The sequence below is a fragment of the Pleomorphochaeta sp. DL1XJH-081 genome (assembly GCF_049310885.1).
In the GTDB taxonomy this organism is placed as follows: Bacteria; Spirochaetota; Spirochaetia; order Sphaerochaetales; family Sphaerochaetaceae; genus CAYZJV01.
The window spans coordinates 1-20,636 of the sequence record NZ_JBMDYO010000008.1 but is presented as its reverse complement, the minus strand read 5'-3'; the positions used below and the strand labels follow the sequence as shown (position 1 = coordinate 20,636).

Genomic DNA, 20,636 nt, shown 5'->3' with positions numbered 1-20,636 from the left:
ACCAAAATTAAGCAATGGAATTTTCCATACCCCAGAGGAGCATCAGATGAGAGACGTGACCGCTGAACTATTCCAAAAAATACAAAAAGACGATCCAAACCAGACCGAGTTCCAACAAGCCGTACATGAATTTTTGAATTCTGTGGATAAGATAATCGATGACTTGCCACATGTAGTCTACCATAAGGTTCTCGATCGTCTTATAGAACCCGAACGTGCAATCATGTTCCGTGTTCCCTGGACAACCGACGAAGGAATCCTTCAGATTAATAGAGGATTCCGCGTTCAAATGAATAGTGCACTCGGTCCCTATAAGGGAGGGCTCAGGTTTCATCCATCGGTTAATCTGAGTATTGTAAAATTCCTTGCCTTTGAACAGACATTTAAGAATAGCCTAACTGGTTTACAGATGGGGGGAGGAAAAGGCGGATCCAATTTTGATCCAAAAGGTAAGAGCGACAGTGAAGTTATGCGTTTCTGCCAAAGCTTCATCACCGAATTAAGTCGTCATATTGGAGCCGATACCGATGTACCTGCTGGCGATATCGGCGTAGGTGGTCGGGAAATCGGGTACCTTTTCGGACAGTACAAACGCCTAAGAAATGAATTCACAGGAACCCTTACCGGGAAGAGTCCTCTCTGGGGAGGCTCGTATATCCGTCCTGAAGCCACAGGTTACGGCCTTGTATACCTAGCTGCAGCAATGTTACATGATAAGGGAGAATCTTTTGAAGGAAAGACCTGTTTAGTATCTGGGAGTGGTAATGTAGCCCAATATACCGTTGAGAAACTCAACTCCCTAGGAGCTAAAGTTGTTACCTTGAGTGATTCAACCGGGTGTATCTATGATCCCTCCGGAATCGACGATAAAAAACTGCGCTATGTAAAAACCCTTAAGAATGTTACCCGCGGACGCATATCCGCATACGCTGAGGCCTTCAAAGAGGCAGAATACTTTCCTCGGAAAGAGAACGGAGGAGCAAACCAAGTTTGGACATTTGCAGCCGACTGCGCTTTCCCCTGCGCTACACAAAACGAGATATCAGCAACTGACGCTAGAAACCTAGTGAAATCGAATATCAAGCTCGTGGCTGAAGGTGCCAACATGCCCACTACATTGGAAGGAGTCGATATTTTCCACGACAACGGAGTACTCTTCGCACCTGCGAAGGCTGCCAATGCTGGAGGAGTAGCTGTAAGTGGTCTGGAAATGGCCCAAAACAGCTCTAGGATCCAATGGACCGCCGAGAAGGTAGATCAACAACTCCAGCGTATCATGAAGGGAATATACGCTAATATTCGTGATACGGCAAAACACTATGGTAGTGAGGGGAATCTAGTAGATGGAGCAAATATTGCTGGCTTCCTGAAGGTCGCCAATGCCATGATAGACCAAGGCTACGTATAAAAGGATTGTTGTATAACGATTGATTCGGGACTTCCAAGACTGCGTTGTTCTCTTGGGGTCCCGATAGTAAAAGTCTCAAGAATGCCCATAGGACGTGATGAAAGTCGGACTACAAGGTCTGCCATAAGCAAAGCTTCTGACACATCATGTGTAACATAGACGGTAGTCCTTTTATCTGCCTTCCAAAGTGACAGGAATGCTTCAACAAGGGACCACCTCAAATGTGTATCCAAGCTTTGAAAAGGCTCATCTAGAAGCATGATCCTGCCCGGATAAGCGAATGCCCTAGCGATAGCGACACGTTGACGCATTCCTCCCGATAATTGGTCAGGCTTGAATTTACCATATTCCTCCAGTCCAACTAAATGAAGGAATCCGGACGCTCGATGAATCCTCTCATGCCGATCATCATACCAAGGACGTAATACTAATTCGACATTTGCTAAAACGGTATTCCAAGGCAGCAATCTTGGCTCCTGGAATAGATAACTGAAAACTCCCTTCTCCTCCTCAGTACGCTTTATAGAGCCACTATCAGCATGCTCCAATTCACCAATCAGACGTAGTAGTGTGGTTTTTCCACATCCTGAAGGCCCGACGAAAGCAGTAATTGAACCTGGGGGCATCTCAAGTGAGAAATCACTCAATACAGGCAGCAGGTGGTCTCCTATCCGATAGGATTTGTACAGTCGTTCCAAGATCATGCATCCCCCTCCCCCAAAAGCCTCTTCCGACTTTTCAAATAGGATGGAATACGAAGAATAGCAAGGAAAACAATATCTCCGAGAGCCGTAAGCATTACGGCAATCAGGGTCCATGCCAAAACCTCTGCAGTATCCAAATGGACTTGAGCCAATTGCATTCTTGATCCTACACCATAGCGGGGAACCGTAAGGACTTCTGCAGCGATTACCACTTTCCATACCATAGATAATGAAGCTTTAGCCCCTGTGACAATAGACGGTACCAGAGAGGGAATCACTAAATGGAAGAGTCGGGCGAAGGGACTAAACCCGTAGACGAGAGTCATCTCTTGGAGTCTTGGGGAAATTTGATGAACCCCCTGTTCAACCTGGACAAACATCACGGGAAACCCCATTAGGAAAGCGGAGAATAGCGGTACGGTTCCGCTGGAAAACCAGATAAATGCGAGGAGTATAATAGACATTACTGGAGTAGCTTTACAAACTACCAATACAGGAACCAAGAATGCATGTAATGGTTTTGCATAACCGGCAAGAATCCCCAATACACCACCCACGGTGAATATGATAAGGAAACTTCTTAGTGCTCTACCTACAGTAGCTAAGACTTGGAGAGAAAATGGTGCCTGTGACAATAGTCCATACAATGCGGTCAACGTCTTGCTAGGAGTTGGAAGCAGGACTCCAGAATCGAGAAGCACGGCCCCAAGCTGCCACAGCAGTAGCAGGATGAGGACCGAAAACATAGTTATCGCTTTAGTAAGCCAGGTAGAACGATTCATCGGGTACCGAGCCGCCGACAGAGGCATAGTCGAATCCATGAAGGACCTTAAGATAGGTATCCATGGCATCGTAGCCTTCGGTAGCAGTTCTGAAGACCAGATTACACCGTGGAATAGCAGGAGTAGCCATTGCAGCCTTCATGATACCAGCCTCTTCTATCATAACACCTGCATCGCCAGGGTTTGCATTTACCCATTCCACCGAGTCCTTTATTGCTCCCATGACTAGTGGAAGACGATCACTATGCTCAGCAATGAATCCATCTGAGACTACGATGACAGTCATGGGATAATTACCGGTACCAGTAAGTGCAGACCACAGGACCTGTACATCTAACAAAGGAACAGCTTGTTCGTTGGCATTAAGAACCATTGTGACGAAGGGCTCTGGAAGGACTGCAAGATCAAGCTTTCCAGCAATCATCATCTGAGCAAGTTGTGCCGGAGAAGCAATACTATAATCCAGTTGCACATCCGATTCATAATCAAATCCTAGAGCCGATACCAAGATCTTTGTCATCTGATCAGGTGTACTGCCAGAGCCTGGAATGGAAATCTTACGATCTTGGAGGTCGGAGAGTTCGGTTATCGTCTTGTCTGTAGTGAGGAACAATAACATACCCTCGCCTACTACAGCGGCTGTCTTTACGGGAACTCCCTTCGCATAGAGATTCGCAGCTACATTCGTGGGAAGTGCTGCAATATCCAACTCTCCATTTGCAAGACGTGCGATAACCTCATTGGGCGATGGATAAACCGAAAGATCGATTCTAGTTTGGTCATCCAATCTGCCCTCATTGCGGTTGAGACCTATGGTTCCAAAACCTGATGGTCCTTGCATTACTGCCATGTCGACAATAACCTGGTCAGCGGCAAGGGCCTCTTGAGCAGCTTGTGCTACAAGAGTCGGCATGACTGCAATAAACAACACCAGTGAAACCAAAAGGACAATCTTCTTACGCATGGTATGGAACCTCGTACCGGGATCGGCTCCCGACGTGCCTTGTATCAGGAAGTGAAAACAATCCTGAAATACCGTTTCTTTCCGGCTTTAAGGATCATCTCACCCTGTTGAGCCCAAGATGCATCAATCACTTGTTTGACATCTTCGACTTTCCTATCTTGTATAGTAGCGCCTCCTTGGGAAATGAGACGACGAGCATCCGAATTCGTCTTACATAGATCGGTCATAGCGAAAAGCTCAATTGCGCCAATTCCCGCCTCTAAAGAAGCCATCGGGATGGAAATCGTAGGGAGTCCTTCTCTGGCTTCCGCAGAGAGACCGCCTCCGAACATCGATTTAGCTGCATCCCTTGCCTTCTCTGCTTCAGATTCCCCATGGATTATCTTTGTCTGCTCGAAAGCCAACCTTTCCTTAGCCTCATTGATATTAACCGATGATTTTTCATAGGTAGCAATTTCCTCCAAAGGAAGGAATGTGAATAGTTTCATGAATTTGATAACATCTGCATCATTCACATTACGCCAATATTGATAGAAGTCGTAGGGACTGTACATTTCAGGATTCAAGAATACGGCACCCTTTTCACTCTTGCCCATCTTATGGCCATCTGCACGGGTTATGAGATTGAAGGTAAGACCAAAACATTCTGCACTCTCTACCTTTCGTATCAATTCGATACCGGCTACTATATTTCCCCACTGGTCATCGCCACCGATCTGCAATCGGCAACCGTGGTCACGAAACAAGGTCAAGAAGTCATAGGATTGGAGTAATTGATAGTTGAATTCTATGAAGGACAACCCTCTCTCCAAACGCTGTTTGTAGCTTTCGAAGGTGAGCATGCGATTGACCGAAAAGTGCTTACCGATGTCACGAAGGAATTCGATATAGTTCAACCCGCCAAGCCAATCATAGTTGTTCAGCATCGTGGCATGGCCTTTCCCTTCCCCGAGACTATCCGAGAAATCTACCACCGTTCCCAACTGGTCCTTGATGGATGCACTGTTTTGTCTGATCTGTTCTACTGTGAGCATCATTCGCATCTCACTCTTTCCCGATGGATCACCGATGAGAGAAGTACCTCCACCAACAAGTGCAATAGGATTATGCCCTGCCTCTTGGAGATGATGCATAGCGAAAAAGGGAACCATGTGTCCAATATGGATACTTCTACCGGTTGGATCGACGCCAACATAGAAGGTAACCGGTTCCTTGTCCATCAGATCACTGAGTCCCTCATAATCGGTACACTGTTTGATAAATCCACGATCTTGCAAAGTCTGTAAGGCTTTATTCATCGAATGGGCTCCTATCTATTGCCTTTTGTAGTTCTTTGTCTCTTGTTTCATCCTCGACACAAGATCGGTGATGGATACACGGATCTGTTCCATGGAATCTCTGAAACGCAATGTCACAGTATTGTCTTCCAGTGTCTGGTAATCGACAGTGACGCAATAGGGAGTGCCAATCTCATCCATCCGACGGTATCGACGTCCTATGGCTCCACTCTGGTCGAAAAAGGTAGCGAAATCTTCCCTCAGTTCGTGCTCGAGTCTTGAAGCAAAATCACCTATTCCATCTTTTTTCACCAAAGGAAGGACTGCTACCGTTACAGGAGCGATTGATGGATGGAAATGAAGCACCGTACGTACATCACCGCCCTCTAGTTCTTGCTCTTCGTATGCATCAGACAGGACCATAAGGACATTCCTGGTCAAACCGGCAGAAGTCTCCACTACATAGGGAACATATCTCTCCTTAGTCTCCTGTTCCAGGTAGGTGAGGTCTTTTCCACTGAACTTCTGGTGTTGGTTCAGATCATAATCGGTCCTATTGTGGACTCCCTCGAGTTCCTGCCAGCCCATGGGGAATTGGAATTGGATATCGTAGGCATCCTTTGCATAGAAGGCCAATTCATCTTCACCATGTCTATGCCATCGGAGTGCTTCGGGTCGGATTCCCATCTTATGATAGAAGGCCATCCTCTGGTCACGCCAGAAAGAGAACCAGTGTTCATCGGTCCCTGGCTTGACAAAGTACTGCATCTCCATCTGTTCGAATTCACAGGAGCGGAAGATAAAATTCTTTGTTGTAATCTCATTGCGGAAAGATTTTCCGACCTGGGCTATGCCAAAGGGGATCTTCACCCTGCTGCTTTGCACCACATTTTTGAAATCGGCATAAATACCCTGAGCAGTTTCGGGTCTCAGATAAATTACCGAAGAATCGTCATGTACAGCCCCAATATGGGTAGAGAACATCAAATTGAAATTACGTGGTTCAGTGAAAGAACCTTTTGTGCCACAATTTGGACATGCGGCATCAAGATCAATCTGGTCGGCACGAAAGCGACTCTTACATTGTTTGCAGTCGACCATCGGATCGGTGAAATTCGAAACATGACCACTTGCTTCCCACACCTTCGGATGCATGAGGATAGAAGCATCCAAGCCGACGATATTGTCGTGCATCTGGGTCATCTCTTTCCACCAGAAATCCCGAATATTGTTTTTCAATTGGACTCCAAGCGGTCCATAGTCCCAAGCTCCGGTCAATCCACCATATATTTCACTGGATTGAAAAATAAACCCGCGTCTCTTACAGAGAGAGACCAATTTGTCCATTGTAGTTTCAGCCATTATGCAACCTCGTTTTCTAGCGTAGAAATTGCCCGTTCCAGCCGGGCGACAGCAGTATCCAATCCAAGCAACCGAATCGAATCGAACAAAGGAGGACTAATCGTGCTACCAGTAACTGCTACCCTGATAGGCATGAACACTCCATTAACCTTGATCTCCAATCCATTCGCCAAAGCTACCAATTCTTCCTCGATCACCTCATCGGCAGTATTGGCCATCTTTTTAATAATGGGAACTACCTGCTTCAATACTTCCAATGTAGTCTTGGCGTCCTGTTTCTTAGGAATAAGCGATGAAGATTGGGGAACATCGATTTCAGTGAAGAGGAATCTACTCATCTCCACCACATCTTCCAATACTTTAAGGCGTTCCTTAACAACCGGGACAATAGCCTTTACCATGGAGAGCTCATCAACAGTCGGTACTTCCGACACAAAGGTAGCCTCCTGCAGATAGGGAACCAATAGTTCGGTGAGCTCTTCATCACTCTTCTGCCGAATATACATCCCATTGTACCAATCGAGCTTCTTATAGTCGAAGACACCTGGTGCCTTGTTGATCTTTTCGAGGCTAAACAATTCGCAAAGCTCTTCTTTAGTGAAGAATTCGCGTTGACCATCATATGACCAGCCAACCATACTGACATAGTTCATTAGAGCTTCAGGCAAGTACCCCTTTTTCCTGAAATCACGAACCGCTGTCGATCCATGACGTTTGGAGAGTTTCTGTCCATCCTTTCCCATGACCATGGGAAGGTGGCAATAGATGGGTGGTTCCCATCCGAAAGCTTCATAGAGAAGAATATGCAAGGGACCGGAGGGAATCCATTCCTGGGCACGCATGATATGACTAATTCCCATAAGATGGTCATCTATCACATTCGCCAAATGATACGTGGGAAAGCCATCCGATTTCAGAAGTACGGGATCGGGATTCACATCACTGTTGCGTCTGGTGATATCCCCCATGAGGACATCGTGGAATGTGGTTTTACCCTCAAGAGGAACTTTAAGACGGACTACCGATTGCAAACCTTGACTTTCTAACTTGGATCTCTCATCATCTGTGAGATTCCTGCAATGGCGATCATACCCCTGTTGCTTCGCTTTCTCGGCGACCTGTTTCTCTCGCAAATCCGAAAGACGCTCTGGAGTACAAAAACAGCGATAAGCCTTACCGTCTGAAATCAGTTTTTCGGCATATTCCTGATAGAGCGAAAACCTTTCACTCTGCACGTATGGACCATGATCTCCCCCAACCAATGGGCCTTCGTCCCATTCAATACCCAGCCAATCCAACGTATCGTAGAGATCTTGCAAAGCATCAGCTGTAGTTCGTTCCTGGTCGGTATCCTCTACCCGTAGGATAAAGGAGCCTTTTTGGGCTCTGGCAAAGAAATAATTGAACAATGCAGTCCTTACACCACCGATATGCTGCATACCAGTGGGTGATGGTGCGTAACGTACGCGTACACTCATGGGGAAATTCTCCTCCTGTACCGGAAAAGTGGACCCGGTTGTTACAGTTTTAGTACAAAAAGGGAAAAGTGGCAACAACCCCCGCTAAGATCAAATCGGTCAAGAGAGCCAGGAAATGGTCCTCTGCATAGCCTCTTCACGGGTATTTTCATCAATATCGTAGGGGATAAGGTGGGTAGCGAGTGGAAGATGGACCCAATTGTTTTTCCCGGATCCAAGCTCCACAACGATCTTTCCGGCATGCTTATCGACCACAGCATCTTTTTCTCCAGTCAACACGAGGATATCAGCTGATGTTTGTGAAAGTGCAGATACAGCTTCTCGTTGTATCAAGCCCAATTGCCGAAGCTGTTTAAAATATTGCCAGCTCCAATATTCTTTACCTAAAAAAGCATCATCGGATTCGTCACGTTCATCGAAGAAAGGATATCGACTATCGGATTGCCATGGTTGTGCCCTACGTTTCATAAAAACACTAAGTAACGAGACGAGCTTGAAAGGCAGAGCTGGAATAGATAGCGCAGGGGCATACAGTACAACTCTATCTACAGGATGTCTCATTGCCAGGATAACAGCGATTGCGCCTCCCATGGAGTGTCCTACAAGAGATACGCTGTGGTAGGTAGACAATGCCTCTAGAAGAACCCTCTCGGCTTCTTCAATCCAGTCCCCCCTACCCGTTTTCATAAAATCTTCTCCATTGGTCCCATGTCCGGGATAACGGGGAACAAATACATCGAATCCATGGGAATACAATCGTTTGGCAGGGAGAGCCAACTCACCTGGATAACCGGCATAACCATGGAGGCAAACAACAGCTCGATCGGGTTTGATCTCATGCACCAGTGTTATTGGTCTAGCGCACAAACGGATATCAATTGCAGTATCGTTTTCCATGGATAACCTCCTAATCCTTGTTGAGGTTATTCAACAAGTCTATGCGGCTTCTCACTTTTGTCTTTGAAAATATGTTTGCTACATGATTGTTCACTGTGTTCACCGATATGTCAAGATGACCAGCGATTTCCTTATTGGTAAGTCCTTCCCTTATAAGGAGAATGACAGAGAATTCACGCTCGGTGATATGATATTTCCCAACCTTATCGTAGGTGAGTTCATGTTGGACTTCATGGGGCATACGTTTAAAATAGATGAAGAGGAAGACAAGAAGAATAATTGAGAATGCCATGAAATAAATCGGATAGGTGATATAGCGCCATTGGGGGAATATGAGACTGATGATGAGCAGAGGTATCATGACGAATGATAGTATAATTATGGACTTACTTACGATCCGGACATCATGTTGCACAATGGTCTTAAGATTCTTGAGAATAACTCCAATACAGAAAAACAAGGTTCCTACGAAAACCAACATCATCGACATCTGGAAAACCCAGATTGAGTTAAAAATGATATGGAGAACGCTCAGGGACATATAAGCTATCGCAAGGAAACTAAAGATTATTCGATAGGGATTTCTCCACGGTTGGGCAATTATCCAAGTGGTGAAATAAGGAACAAAAAGTATGAGGAAACTTACATTTGCAGCAAGAAGGCTTTGTACGACTATTCCCGTGACGGATGCAACCGTATCCCCAAGAAAAACATCGACAAATACCTTAAGGACCTGGAGCACTATCACCAATAGGAGAGAAGCATGAAAAATGATGAAGTACTTAGTCCATTGGTAACTCTCACGGATATGGAACACCACAGAGAGCACGAGAGTCATGCACCCTGTGGCGAATGCGAACATATAGAGGAGAATCGTGAGTCCTTGGCCAAGCATATCAGGCGTTCTTCAACCCGATAAGCTTCTGGTTATGGGACATATCAGCAGTACCACAGATATCGGATATCTCAGTCAACAGCTTGGTCATATTCACTGGAGGCAAATCCGACCCTCGTTGTTGTACCAGAGCGTTGTAGGATCCTGCATTCACCGCAGCCTGAGCTTTTGCTGAGAAGAGTTTCAAGTGGAGCGAAGAGCCTTCATTCAGCAGGTATGCAGGACTATTGGAGAAGTTTGGGAATACACTCGACAGGGTACTCTCAATGATAGCTGGATCGCTTATCGGAGTTCGGGGGCTCTGTAAATGAAGAAGATACCAGAGAGCAATACTGGGATTAGTCCAAGCGAGTTGGACCTTCTTTTTCTGTGCAAAAGCGGCAATCAACCTCACTTGTTGGGAATCGACTCCCATATCATGGAAACCAAATACACACCAGGTACTGTCGTATCTTCCTTTGATGCGTGCTTTGTAGGCCTCTTTTACTAAATCCTCAAGTGTAACCGCCTCCTGTGCCCACAAGACAGTCATATTCGTGTATCGACAATCCTTGCGCATTTGAGAAAAGTAGAGTGACTGTGCCTCCGAAGCGGTGACGACAAGCAAGGTTCTTCGTGGTTTCTCATTATTTTTCTTGCGTTTCATTTCACTGCTCCTTTGATTCATTATCGACGAACTTGAATTCGCTTGTAATTGGAAGGGCTCCATACGAGCCATTCAAATAGAATTGGCCGGTAAGATCCCGCTTTGCCTTGGAGAACTTGAAGTCGGCCAGGCTGTAATATTCTGTTGCTGAGTCGGTACTCTTTTGGGCGAACCAAACCGCATCGCGACGTAGAATGCCATCTTTTAGGAGAGAGGGATTACAATCCACAGCCAACATTTGCGAGCCGAACCGAGCATTGTTAGCCTCAAACACCTGTATAACATGTTCCAAAGCATTGGGATGCAACAACATTCCAAAATCGTCGACTACCAGACAGCGTTTTGTGGTAAAACTCTCGAACATTGCCATTGCAATAGATGTGAGTCTCCGTAGACTCAAAGATTCATTTGAGAAATAAGATGCATAATGCTGGGTAACATTGGTATGGACAAAGATGAGACGGTCTTCCTGGAATCTGACATCACGAATATCGGTGATATCAATACTCCAGAGAAAATCTATAAGAGCCTTCTTCCAACTTGGATGTTTCTTCAACTGGTCGACTATCAGCTTTTCGCTCGCAGTTGAGAGACCAAATGGGAGAAGCATCAACTCATCGGTAAACCACGTATACAAGGGAAGGAGCGTCGTACTACCTTTTCTTGCCGCAGCGGCAAGATAGGAATGGTTGTGGGGAACCTTGTTTACGAGACGCTTTTTCTCACCCCTGAACATTTTTCCCCATCGATAAGAATATTTAAGTTCATCTGCATCCCCATCGATTAATTTCCTTTCAAACATCAACTTCCTTGAACGACCGACAAACAGATGATACGATTCTTCGAAGACCTTCTCCCGATCGGCTACCATAGAGTACTTTCCTACAAGAGCCTGCCCAGACTCCTCATCGGTACCCATTACCAACTCAACCGTGATATCGGCAGGTCTTCCTTTTATATCGGAATAGGCAAATGAAGTCCCAGCCAATAATTGTAAAGGATTTTCCAATTCTGCGTCGGCTGTTACTATTGCCTTCAAGGCTTCCAAGGCACGAACGAACGTGCTCTTCCCCGCTCCATTGGGACCGATAATAGCGACAGTCTTGATCACTTTCAGTTTTTCACTCACTTCTACAATCTTCTCCTGAGCAAGCCTATTATCCTTGACTGCCTCGAATGAGATTGTCTGTGAGTCACGTACTGAACGAAAATTGGAAATCGTCATGTCCAGCAGCATAGTTATCCCCCTATTGAATTCCTATCGGCTACGGAAAAGATTTTCCATTCTTTGTAACACCGTAGGATTATCTCGCAAAGCGGTTGCCAACCTAGCCGGCAACTGCTCATTGCCATGGTTGTCTCCCGCAATAATATCTATCATTCCCAGTTTGAGAAACTTTTCTGCCTCTCCATTCTCGACACCCTCTACATTCGATTGGAAAAAGACCCCGATTTCACGTAATTTATCGGTCAATTGTCCATCTTCCTTGAACCAACGGTACCGTTCGACATGGGCGAGGATGACGAAAAGCCCCCTCTTCCGCAATGAGTAGGCATGATTCAACAAGAACAGTGGTTCAGTACTGGTATCCACCTCGATCAATACGTAATTATTGATAAAAGGCAACACCTGCGGATCCACGGCTCCTCCCACATAGGTTTCGCTACCAAGGATGAGTTCTATACCAAGCTTCTTGGCTTCCTCACCAGCCCACGCGTACATGGGACGAATATTATGTATCCTCGTGGAAACCATGGGGTTATAGAGATGAGGAGTAACGACAATCCGGTCGAATCCTGCTTTTGCATAAGCTTGGAGAATTTTGAAACTCTCTTCCTTAGATCGCACACCATCGTCAACGAATGGAAGAAGATGTGAATGACATTCGATTAAACCCATAGTTGACCTCTTTGAACGATTATACCCTGTTTATTCGAATTGGTATACAGAAACCCTATCTTTCTTTCGTTTGAGGGTCTAATTGTCTCTATTTCAAAATTCTATGCACTTTTGCGCTTTAACCCGTGCTGTTCGCCATGGATGTTTGATTTCAACAATTTCGTGCACCATATCGGCCAGATTTACCAATGGGGATGGTGCATCACGCCCAGTGATCACGATATGGGGTCGTTGTTCATCGTTCAGTATCGATTTGAGAAAATCGACTACAACCCCGACAGGAACAAATTTGTTGTTCAGTGCATAGGTGAATTCATCCAATACGACCATTTCATATGAATTGTCGCATATTAGCTCTTTCGCCCTCTCCCAACCGGCAAGGCAAGCTTTACGGGATGGTTCTGTATCGTCCACACGCCAGAGGAATCCTTCCCCATAATTTTCCCAGAGTACTCCTTGGGCAATGGAGAATCGCTTTTCTCCAGTCTCCAGACCTTCGGGTTTGATGAATTGTAAGACCGCACATCGTTTTTGGTGGCCTAAAGTCCTCATCACCAATCCCATCGCAGCTGTTGTCTTACCCTTACCGTTACCCGTATAGACGATAACCAATGGTATTCTTCTGTCCATGGACACCTCTTAAACTGTCTGCAGAATCTTTTCCGAATTAAACAACCGTGCAACCAGAAAAGCACATATACCAGCGAATACGATATTAGCAACAATCGATACCACCACATGCAATGTAGTGATCATCCCCATGAAGCTCGCTTTCATGACGAAAATCGTATTGACAATAGGGACCAAGAAAATGAATCCGTTGGTGGTAGGATCCATATACATGGTAGTCACTCCTACGAGAACAACGATCATGTACAGTGGCATTACGTAGGTCCCTCCCTCTTTCACACTTCGAGCGAGACTTCCCAACAGCGCGACTACGGCACCAGTAAACAGGGCTGCAGACAATAAAGCTCCAATAATTACCACAAGGGAAATGCCACTCAACGTTGCCCCACTTACACTTGCAGGAAAAATCATCTGGGACCCATGGGGGAGAATCACAGAGACCATGAGGCCAAGGAAGGTAGCTCCAGCGGAACATACGGCAATTACAGAGACAAAGAGTATTTTTCCCCAAGCTATGGAAGTACGCGATACTTGGTTCACCAGAAGTATAGCAAGGCTCCCCCGCTCCTTCTCGCCACAGGTAGTATCTAAGCCTGCGTTAATGGAACCGGAGAAGAGGAAAATCATCAGGAAATAAGGAACCAACATAGCGAGGAACGACCCTCCGGCTTGAACAGCTTCACTAGCCGTATCTACAGTCAGTATCGAAAGGCTCTCAAGATCCATTCTTGATAATCCATAGGATCTCAGTAATTGGGAGGCAAGGAGAGCTTCATACTGCTTGATCGCAGAAGCCACCTGTTGCTGTGCATATTGCATCTTCTGGCTACTGGAATCGTAGGTGATCACGACTTGCGACTGGATCCCTGGAACATAATTTGGTGGAAAGGTGACAACGATATCGGCTCTCCTATTTTCAACACGCTCGTAGAGGATGTTTTCATCCAGAAGACGGATTAACCGAGGGTCCTCGTTTCCTTCAATAGCCAATGCATAGGTAGTATCTCGGGCATCCTTATCCAGTTCACCGATAACAGTACCCATACCAATAAAGATTATGGGAAGTACCATGAGAGGAAGGAGGAAGGTGGAGAAGAGTGTCCTCTTGTCTTTAATGAAATTCTTCAATTCCTTCCTGAAGATAACCAATGCATCATTCATACTTGCTCCATCTGTTTGTTCACCAATGAGAAGAACAATGTCTCGATATCGGGAACCTTATGGGTGGATAGCAAATCATCGACCGTACCTTCGCATAACAATTCACCATCATAGATTATCCCCACCCTGTCACACAATCTTTGGGCATCGGCGAGGACATGGGTGGAAAGGACCACACATTTACCATTACGTTTCGCTGAACGAAGAAAATCGGAGATAACCTTGACTGCGAGGACATCCAAGCTACTAGTAGGTTCATCGAAGATGATGTTCCGAGGTTCATGTACGATACTCACAGCAAGACCGACCTTCTGTGTCATGCCGCTCGAAAGCTTGGCTATTGGCATATCTAGATAATTTATCATATCAAAATCGGCTGCCAGTTCTTCAGTCCTTTTTGCTATGGTAGCAGCGGACATATGGTTCAAACGGCCAAAATATCGCAACAGCTCCCTACAGGAGAGTTGTCCAGCTAATTTCATCTCTCCGGTAAGGAAGCCAATACGGTCCCGAACAACTCTACCTTCGGTCACCACATCGTGCCCATCTACCCGTACCGTTCCGCTATCGGGTTTTAAGAGTGTAGCGATTGTTCGCAATGTAGTGGTCTTACCTGCACCGTTCGGTCCGAGCAATCCATAAATCTCACCGTCACGAGCTGTACAGGTTATTCCTTTGAGTACATGTTTCTTTCCCGATCTGATCTTGTAGCTCTTATGGAGTCCATCGATCACAATCATGAATCTTCGTCTCCAGTTGAGAGGTATTTAATAGCAACCTTGATGGCTTCAACCATACTGACCTCGCTGGCGATTCCTTTACCTGCTATATCAAATGCCGTCCCATGGTCGACGCTGGTACGGAGAAACGGTAGAGCCCATGTGACGGAAATAGTCCGATCGAAGTCGAGAGTCTTTGCGGCAATATGACCCTGGTCATGGTAGAGAGAAAGTACTGCACGATACTTTCCCACTTTCGCTAGATGAAAGACAGAGTCAGCCCCGACAGGTCCTACTACATTCATACCCTCTTCCTGGGCATGTTCTATAGCGGGAACGATAGCCATTTGCTCCTCATCACCAAACAATCCATGTTCGCCGGCATGGGGATTTAGAGCAGCGACCACAAAAGGCAAAGAGGTATCGAATGCTGAATTCTGGGTCAATCGATAACACTCCTTGATTGAACGGAATACTCTGTCTTCGGTAACAGCATCACAAGCCTGGCGTAGACTAAGATGTCTGGTCATAAAGAAAATTTTCAACCCGAGTGTTTCGAACATAGTCACTGGGGAACCACTTTTAGTCAATTCTCCAAGAATCTCGGTATGCCCGATAGAGTTTACTCCGCCGGCACGAAGTGACTCTTTATGCAATGGAGGTGTAACAATCGCATCGGATATACCTGATTGGGTCAGATCCACTGCTTTAACTATTGCTTCATATGCCGCTCTTCCACACATTCCGTCTATCTCCCCATAATTGAATTGGGAGAGGTCGACCAATGGAAGATGGTAGAAAATAGACTCATTGTGGGAGGCAATGGCTTGCCTACAATCTTGGTCAGTATGGACGATAGTGTTGAATGGATTTCCCAATGCACAATCATGTATGGTCTTTTCGAAGAGAGCCCAGTCGCCAATGACCAATGCACTCGCGGATTTTCCATGAACTCCATGTGCCAATGCCTTACACACAATTTCCGGTCCGATTCCGGCTGGATCGCCCATAGGAATAGCAAGCACCAATTTTCTAGACATGAGAACACCTCCTCGATAACGGAACTATACCAATATCACCTTGGTGACGCAATAGAATGGACGGTCTCAGAACCTTTGGACAAGGTCAGAATCTTGGTATCGGTACATTCCGCTTCGTTTGGAAAATATAAAAGTAGGTTCCTACCGTTAAAAACCCGATTGACAGATGGAACCTTCTCTTCTACTGTGTACCTATCGGTACCTGAGAGGGGGGACTGCCATGAAATACCATGATGAGGATGAATGGGAAGACAAATACTTCGATGACGATTTCGAAGAAGATGAAAGTATAGAAATCGATGATGATTTCGATCCTAACGAACTCAGGGAAGATGATGACTACGATGAGTTTGAGGATGAAGACGAGGATGAGGATCTCGATGGATTTTTCCTTGATGATGAGGAGACTGAAATCATTGAAGAAGAGGAAGAGGAAGAAGATTTCCTATTCGACGATGATGTAATCGATGAAGAGGAAGACCCCTTCGATTATTGATCTCCTTTCCACCATTTTTCCATACTGGACTGAAAACTGTTGCATGGGCATCCTATGCAACAGTTTTTTTATATTCACCCTCCAGAAAAAAAATGTACAGATTATCTTATGTTTCTATTTACAGAAACATAAGAAGGCGCTATAGTCCTATCATTCGGAATTTGAGGAGTATCGAAATGAGAGGATTGAAAAAAATTGTAGGACTATTGGCTATAGGCGTGGCTTTCATAGGAGTGATTTCAGCCACAGGAGAGATGGAAGTCGGTGAATCGACATCGATCCGCATCGGTGTCTCGAAAATAGTGACCCACCCTGCGCTTGATGCGATAGAAAAAGGAATGGTGGACTATCTTGATGAACAGGGATTCACTATCTCTTATGATTCCCAAAGCGCAAATGGTGATATTTCCACTGCAGCCTCGATAGCCCAGAAATTCAAAGCAGACAAAGTAGATCTCGCTGTCGGTATAGGCACACCTGTTGCCCAGGCTCTCGCCAACGTCTTTACCGAGACTCCGGTAGTATTTGGAGGGATAACAGATCCACTCGAAGCTGGACTCGTTCCGACCTATGAGCCTAATGATGGAAATGTGGGTGGAGTCTCAGACAAAAATCCCGTATTTGATCAGATAAAACTTTTCTCTGAACTCACCGGTGCAAAAACTATTGGAATCGTATTTACCAGCGGTGAGGCGAATGGTGTGCAGCTGAAAGATCTCGTGGAATCTGCAACAAAAGAATTGGGATTGCAATTCGTTTCTGCAGGAGTTTCCAATTCGGCAGAAGTAAAATCGGCTATACTTTCTATAGCGAATAGGATTGATGGACTCTATGTAGGCACTGATAATACGGTAGTTTCAGCAATTTCTAGTCTCAGTGAAGTTTGTGCAAGTGCTGGTATTCCCCTATTCACAGCGGATCCAACCAGTGCCGAAGGATTGGATTACTTCATGGTTTGGGGTTTCAATTACTACAAACACGGAAGGAAGACCGGAGAAGCTGTCGCACAAGTCTTGAAAAATGAGAAAACAGCTGGAGAATTGGGAACCATCTTCATTACCGATCCTGCTGATTTCGAGCTATGGTTCAACCTAGAGGTTGCAAAGCGATTGGGAATCACTATCCCGAAGCAGTATCTGGACTCGGCTGCAGTTCTCTACACCGGTAATTGAGTTCAAACGGAGCGAGGGCTGTTGAGGTAAAGTTTGGACACCTCTCGCTTTTCTTGGGATATTGGTACTTTTCATTGGTATCGGAACACTGGCAAGGGGTGGGACTTGGGGCCTACCCCTTATGTATTGAGGAACCGTATTGTCAAATATATGAATATCGCTCGTATTTTTATGCATCGTTTTGCATAGCCATCTTTACAAAAATGTAACGTCGGTCTATAGTGACCATCAAACCATATGCTAAGGAGCTTTGTATGAAAAAAGCTAGTATCCTGTTGCTCTTGTCCTTCGTGCTTGCGATGCCTCTCTCCGCCGCCGGTACTCAAGAATCGGCTGCTGCGAAAGAACCATTGGTCGGTGTATCTAAATTCTTGGCTCACCCTGCCCTCGACGCCGTAGAAGTCGGTATGCAGGACCACCTGGAATCTGTGGGTAAGAGCGTCCGTTTCGATTTCCAGAATGCCAATGCAGATGTTTCGGCTTCAGCTCAGATTGCCCAGAAATTCAAGGCAGACAATGTGGATATCGCTGTAGGTATCGCCACTCCTACTGCACAGGCTCTTGTAAATGTTTTCACTGACATTCCTGTCGTGTTCTCAGCTATTACAGATCCACTTGGAGCCGGCCTCGTAACTACCTATGATACTCCCTATACCGAAAACACAACCGGTGTATCGGATATGAACCCTGTCGACGCCCAGATTGAACTATTAGCCCGCTTGACCGGAGCTAAAGTAATCGGAAACGTTTATGCTAGTGGAGAGGCGAACGGGGTCACTCTGATGGAACAAGCTAAGGCAGCAACTGAAAATCTTGGACTTGAATTTGTGACTGCTGCTGTTTCCAATACCGCTGAGGTCATGCAGGCGACCCAATCGATCATCGGAAGAGTTGATGCAATTTATATTGCTACTGACAACACCGTAATTAGCGCACTGCCATCTGTAGATGATGTGGCATCCAAAGCGAATGTCCCCCTCATGGCAGCCGACCCCTCGAATGTAGAAGGTTTGGACTTCCTAGTCGCATGGGGCTTCGATTATTACAAAATCGGCCTTGCTACAGGAAAAATCATCGAACAATTGCTCGATGGGAAAGAGCCCGGCGAGATCGGAACCGTTTTCCTTACCGATCCAACCGACTTCGAACTTTGGTTCAATCTTGACGTAGCCGCAAAATTAGGGATAACTATTCCTGATGACCTGAAGGACTCGGCTGCAGTAGTAATTCAGGATGGTCAAAAAATCGTCAGATAGGATGTATTGATGTTAGAAGGAATTTTTGTTGATGGATTGATATTTTCCATCATGGTCATCGGTGTGTTGATTTCATACCGGATACTGGACTTTGCCGATTTGACCTGCGACGGCTCCTTTGCTACAGGAGCCGCCGTAGCGACAATGGCAATAGTCAACGGAACAGGGCTGGTGACAGCCCTTTTGCTTGCCTCCCTATCGGGAGCGATCGCAGGTGTCGTCACTGCAACAATCCATAACAGATTGAAGGTTCCAGGATTGCTTGCCGGTATACTTACCATGACGATGCTCTATTCGATCAATATCCGTATCCTTGGTGGAAGGGCGAATGTACCTTTGTTGAGGATAACGACATTGTATACGAAATTTCCCGAGATCTTCAGTATGCTCTCGACATCTTGGGCTCTTCTCGTGGGAACATTGATCATCGTTCTGGTGATTAAGCTAATCATCGACATCTTTTTCAGGATGGATCTGGGAATTGCCATTGGAGCATTGGGTAGCAATGAACAGATGATCATCAGCATGGGAATGAATCCCAAGCTTCTGAAGGTTATCGGCATGGCTATTTCAAACGGCCTTATCGCCCTCTCTGGGGGTCTCCTGGCTCAATACCAAGGATTTGCCGATGCTAACCTTGGGCAGGGAATGGTCGTTCAGGGATTAGCTGCAATCATGATTGGAGAATTCTTATTCGATAGCAATAAGATATCACTTATCACGTTGAGAGTTGTTTTTGGTGCGATCATCTACAAGGCATTGATGTTCCTCGGCCGATATTACGGCTACTACATCAATCTCACACCGAGTGACCTGAAACTCCTCACAGGTATACTGGTTATCGTATCCCTCATCGTTGCCCAAACGAGGAATGCCGCATCCAGTGCCGATGCCAGGAAAAAAGCCTTACGAAGAAACAAGGTTAGAAGGGAAGCTGAAGTGAAGGAGTCAAACCATGTTGAAAATTGAACAAGTCTCCAAGGTCTTCTATCCCGGAACAGTTAATGAGAAGACAGCGATCGAATATTTGAATCTCGATGTCAAACCTGGGGATTTCATCACCGTTGTAGGAAGTAATGGCTCAGGGAAAAGTACGTTGTTTAATCTCATTGCAGGCAGCTACCCCGTAACCGGCGGTCGTATCAGCCTCAATGGCAAAGATGTCACAAATACCCCCGAGTACAAACGAGCTTTTACTATTGGACGAATATTCCAGGATCCTACGAAAGGCACAGCCGCCGCCATGTCCATAGAAGACAACATGGTTACCGCTTTGCATAAAGGAATGAAGAGTCTCAAGATCACTCTAAATAGCGCTGTACGAGAGCATTTTCGTGATGAATTGAAACAACTTTCCATGGGTTTGGAAGACCGGCTTAAGGATAATGTAGGATTGCTCTCAGGTGGACAAAGGCAAGCTTTGACCCTTTTGATGACGGTATTGAGTAAGCCTCAGATGCTGTTATTGGATGAACATACGGCTGCTTTGGATCCCCGTAATGCTCAGATTGTGATGGATCTCACCACAAAATTCATCAAAGAATACAACCTAACATCACTTATGGTAACCCATAACATGCAACATGCCATTGATTTTGGAAATCGATTGATCATGATGGATGAAGGGAAAATAATCCTTGATCTCTCAGAAGAAGAGAAACAAACTCTTACAGTGGCAAAATTGGTTCAGAAATTCAAGAATATCAAAAAACGCGATTACGCTTCGGATGAGGACCTGCTCGTTACCTGATCCCTGTATATACAAAAAAAGAGGCTCAGTGCAAAAATCTGGGGGAACGAGGCTTGTAGTAGGGTCTCCTGGAAGCAGCCATGAGCTTGAGGAAGAAGT

General features: G+C 45.7%; 21 protein-coding genes. 6 read left to right on the top strand and 15 right to left on the bottom strand.

The features are described 5' to 3' along the window. Positions 1-46: 46 nt before the first annotated feature. Positions 47-1,408: an NADP-specific glutamate dehydrogenase gene (gene gdhA / locus ACODJP_RS11540; protein WP_422481638.1), complete on the top strand. Its 1,362-nt coding sequence runs from the start codon at positions 47-49 to the stop codon at positions 1,406-1,408. On the opposite strand, the gene ACODJP_RS11535 is transcribed toward gdhA, so the two are convergent. From ACODJP_RS11535 to pdxA, 15 genes are all read right to left on the bottom strand, one after another. Then, positions 1,399-2,112, bottom strand: coding sequence for an ABC transporter ATP-binding protein (locus ACODJP_RS11535; protein WP_422481636.1), 714 nt, complete (start codon positions 2,110-2,112; stop codon positions 1,399-1,401). The genes gdhA and ACODJP_RS11535 overlap by 10 nt on opposite strands. Next, the gene (locus ACODJP_RS11530) at positions 2,109-2,894 is read right to left on the bottom strand and encodes an ABC transporter permease (protein ID WP_422481634.1); all 786 of its coding nucleotides are present in this window, start codon (positions 2,892-2,894) and stop codon (positions 2,109-2,111) included. Before ACODJP_RS11530 ends, ACODJP_RS11535 begins: the two co-directional genes overlap by 4 nt. After that, positions 2,869-3,858 carry an ABC transporter substrate-binding protein gene (locus tag ACODJP_RS11525; protein ID WP_422481632.1) on the bottom strand — a complete coding sequence of 330 codons (990 nt, stop codon included), beginning with the start codon at positions 3,856-3,858 and terminating at the stop codon, positions 2,869-2,871. The genes ACODJP_RS11530 and ACODJP_RS11525 overlap by 26 nt, the downstream gene beginning before the upstream one ends. Before the next feature lie 44 nt (positions 3,859-3,902). Continuing rightward, positions 3,903-5,156, bottom strand: coding sequence for a tyrosine--tRNA ligase (tyrS, locus tag ACODJP_RS11520; RefSeq protein ID WP_422481630.1), 1,254 nt, complete (start codon positions 5,154-5,156; stop codon positions 3,903-3,905). A gap of 15 nt (positions 5,157-5,171) precedes the next feature. Beyond that, positions 5,172-6,497, bottom strand: coding sequence for a glycine--tRNA ligase (locus ACODJP_RS11515; RefSeq protein WP_422481628.1), 1,326 nt, complete (start codon positions 6,495-6,497; stop codon positions 5,172-5,174). Next, positions 6,497-7,975 (bottom strand): glutamate--tRNA ligase, encoded by a 1,479-nt coding sequence (gltX, locus tag ACODJP_RS11510; protein ID WP_422481626.1) that lies wholly within the window; start codon positions 7,973-7,975, stop codon positions 6,497-6,499. Before gltX ends, ACODJP_RS11515 begins: the two co-directional genes overlap by 1 nt. A gap of 99 nt (positions 7,976-8,074) precedes the next feature. After that, positions 8,075-8,872: an alpha/beta hydrolase gene (locus ACODJP_RS11505; RefSeq protein ID WP_422481624.1), complete on the bottom strand. Its 798-nt coding sequence runs from the start codon at positions 8,870-8,872 to the stop codon at positions 8,075-8,077. 10 nt (positions 8,873-8,882) lie between these two features. Further along, positions 8,883-9,767 carry a helix-turn-helix domain-containing protein gene (locus tag ACODJP_RS11500; RefSeq protein WP_422481622.1) on the bottom strand — a complete coding sequence of 295 codons (885 nt, stop codon included), beginning with the start codon at positions 9,765-9,767 and terminating at the stop codon, positions 8,883-8,885. A 1-nt stretch (position 9,768) separates the two neighbouring features. Further along, the gene (locus ACODJP_RS11495; RefSeq protein ID WP_422481620.1) at positions 9,769-10,413 is read right to left on the bottom strand and encodes an RloB domain-containing protein; all 645 of its coding nucleotides are present in this window, start codon (positions 10,411-10,413) and stop codon (positions 9,769-9,771) included. 1 nt (position 10,414) lies between these two features. After that, a complete protein-coding gene (locus tag ACODJP_RS11490) occupies positions 10,415-11,650 on the bottom strand; it encodes an AAA family ATPase (RefSeq protein WP_422481618.1) in 1,236 nt (411 codons plus the stop codon). A 21-nt stretch (positions 11,651-11,671) separates the two neighbouring features. Continuing rightward, positions 11,672-12,313, bottom strand: coding sequence for a CpsB/CapC family capsule biosynthesis tyrosine phosphatase (locus ACODJP_RS11485; RefSeq protein ID WP_422481616.1), 642 nt, complete (start codon positions 12,311-12,313; stop codon positions 11,672-11,674). Between the two features lie 93 nt (positions 12,314-12,406). After that, positions 12,407-12,943, bottom strand: coding sequence for a cob(I)yrinic acid a,c-diamide adenosyltransferase (locus tag ACODJP_RS11480; RefSeq protein ID WP_422481614.1), 537 nt, complete (start codon positions 12,941-12,943; stop codon positions 12,407-12,409). Positions 12,944-12,952: 9 nt separating this feature from the next. Next, entirely contained in the window at positions 12,953-14,104 is a 1,152-nt protein-coding gene (locus ACODJP_RS11475) for an ABC transporter permease subunit (protein ID WP_422481612.1), read from the bottom strand. Beyond that, complete coding sequence (locus ACODJP_RS11470; protein ID WP_422481610.1) at positions 14,101-14,844, bottom strand: ABC transporter ATP-binding protein; 744 nt, start codon at positions 14,842-14,844, stop codon at positions 14,101-14,103. The genes ACODJP_RS11475 and ACODJP_RS11470 overlap by 4 nt, the downstream gene beginning before the upstream one ends. Next, the gene (pdxA, locus tag ACODJP_RS11465; protein WP_422481608.1) at positions 14,841-15,863 is read right to left on the bottom strand and encodes a 4-hydroxythreonine-4-phosphate dehydrogenase PdxA; all 1,023 of its coding nucleotides are present in this window, start codon (positions 15,861-15,863) and stop codon (positions 14,841-14,843) included. The genes ACODJP_RS11470 and pdxA overlap by 4 nt, the downstream gene beginning before the upstream one ends. A gap of 220 nt (positions 15,864-16,083) precedes the next feature. On the opposite strand from pdxA, the gene ACODJP_RS11460 reads away from it, so the two are divergent. The 5 genes from ACODJP_RS11460 to ACODJP_RS11440 all read left to right on the top strand — a co-directional run bounded on the left by ACODJP_RS11460 (position 16,084) and on the right by ACODJP_RS11440 (position 20,537). Further along, the gene (locus tag ACODJP_RS11460) at positions 16,084-16,359 is read left to right on the top strand and encodes a hypothetical protein (RefSeq protein ID WP_422481606.1); all 276 of its coding nucleotides are present in this window, start codon (positions 16,084-16,086) and stop codon (positions 16,357-16,359) included. Between the two features lie 176 nt (positions 16,360-16,535). After that, positions 16,536-17,531, top strand: a complete 996-nt coding sequence (locus ACODJP_RS11455) for an ABC transporter substrate-binding protein (RefSeq protein ID WP_422481604.1) — start codon at positions 16,536-16,538, stop codon at positions 17,529-17,531. A gap of 254 nt (positions 17,532-17,785) precedes the next feature. Beyond that, the gene (locus ACODJP_RS11450) at positions 17,786-18,787 is read left to right on the top strand and encodes an ABC transporter substrate-binding protein (RefSeq protein ID WP_422481602.1); all 1,002 of its coding nucleotides are present in this window, start codon (positions 17,786-17,788) and stop codon (positions 18,785-18,787) included. A 9-nt stretch (positions 18,788-18,796) separates the two neighbouring features. Then, complete coding sequence (locus ACODJP_RS11445; protein WP_422481600.1) at positions 18,797-19,756, top strand: ABC transporter permease; 960 nt, start codon at positions 18,797-18,799, stop codon at positions 19,754-19,756. Beyond that, positions 19,743-20,537 (top strand): ABC transporter ATP-binding protein, encoded by a 795-nt coding sequence (locus tag ACODJP_RS11440; protein WP_422481598.1) that lies wholly within the window; start codon positions 19,743-19,745, stop codon positions 20,535-20,537. The genes ACODJP_RS11445 and ACODJP_RS11440 overlap by 14 nt, the downstream gene beginning before the upstream one ends. Positions 20,538-20,636: the final 99 nt, after the last annotated feature.